General features: G+C 67.7%; 1 protein-coding gene. It reads left to right on the top strand.

Annotated features, from left to right (window positions below; translation table 11 throughout):
* Window positions 1-1,524: ATP-dependent Clp protease ATP-binding subunit (locus P3X83_RS43110; RefSeq protein WP_277311247.1), on the top strand; the 1,524-nt coding region annotated here is incomplete at both ends.

Genomic DNA, 1,524 nt, shown 5'->3' with positions numbered 1-1,524 from the left:
CTCGATCAGTTCGGGCGCAACCTGACCCAGGCGGCCAGGGAGGGCAAGCTCGACCCGGTCATCGGCCGGGAGAAGGAGATCGAGCGGGTCATGCAGGTGCTGTCCCGCCGGACCAAGAACAACCCGGTCCTGGTGGGCGAGCCCGGCGTGGGCAAGACCGCCGTGGTGGAGGGCCTGTCCCAGAAGATCGTCAAGGGCGAGGTGCCCGAGACGCTGAAGGACAAGCAGCTCTACACCCTCGACCTGGGCGCGCTGGTCGCCGGTTCGCGCTACCGGGGCGACTTCGAGGAGCGCCTGAAGAAGGTGCTGAAGGAGATCCGCACCCGGGGCGACATCATCCTGTTCATCGACGAGCTGCACACGCTCGTCGGAGCGGGCGCGGCCGAGGGCGCGATCGACGCCGCCAGCATCCTGAAGCCGATGCTGGCCCGTGGTGAGCTGCAGACCATCGGCGCCACCACGCTCGACGAGTACCGCAAGCACCTGGAGAAGGACGCCGCGCTGGAGCGCCGCTTCCAGCCCATCCAGGTCGCGGAGCCGAGCCTGAGCCACACGATCGAGATCCTCAAGGGTCTGCGCGACCGTTACGAGGCGCACCACCGGGTCTCCATCACCGACGGCGCCCTGGTGGCCGCCGCTCAGCTCGCCGACCGCTACATCAGCGACCGGTTCCTGCCGGACAAGGCGATCGACCTGATCGACGAGGCCGGTTCGCGGATGCGCATCCGCCGGATGACCGCGCCGCCGGACCTGCGCGAGTACGACGAGAAGATCGCGAACGTGCGGCGCGACAAGGAGTCCGCGATCGACGCGCAGGACTTCGAGAAGGCCGCCGCGCTGCGCGACCAGGAGAAGCAGCTCCAGCTCAAGCGCGAGCGCAGGGAGAAGGAGTGGAAGGCCGGCGACATGGACGTCGTGGCCGAGGTGACCGAGGAGCTGATCGCCGAGGTCCTGGCCACCGCCACCGGCATCCCGGTGTTCAAGCTGACCGAGGAGGAGTCGCAGCGGCTGCTGCGCATGGAGGATGAGCTGCACCGGCGGATCATCGGGCAGGACGACGCGATCAAGGGTCTGTCCCGGTCGATCCGGCGTACGCGCGCGGGTCTGAAGGACCCCAGGCGTCCCGGTGGGTCGTTCATCTTCGCCGGGCCGTCGGGCGTCGGCAAGACCGAGCTGTCCAAGGCGCTGGCGGAGTTCCTGTTCGGCGACGAAGACGCGCTGATCATGCTGGACATGTCCGAGTTCATGGAGAAGCACACGGTCTCGCGGCTGTTCGGCTCCCCGCCCGGGTATGTCGGGTACGAGGAGGGCGGTCAGCTCACCGAGAAGGTGCGGCGCAAGCCGTTCTCGGTGGTGCTGTTCGACGAGATCGAGAAGGCCCACCCGGACATCTTCAACTCGCTGTTGCAGATCCTGGAGGACGGTCGCCTGACCGACGCCCAGGGCCGGGTGGTCGACTTCAAGAACACGGTCATCATCATGACCACCAACCTCGGCACCCGCGACATCTCCAAGGGCATCGGG

This window comes from Spongiactinospora sp. TRM90649, from assembly GCF_029382225.1.
In the GTDB taxonomy this organism is placed as follows: domain Bacteria; phylum Actinomycetota; class Actinomycetes; order Streptosporangiales; family Streptosporangiaceae; genus Spongiactinospora.
The sequence above is the reverse complement of the archived record's forward strand: the minus strand, read 5'-3'. Positions and strand labels throughout refer to the sequence as shown.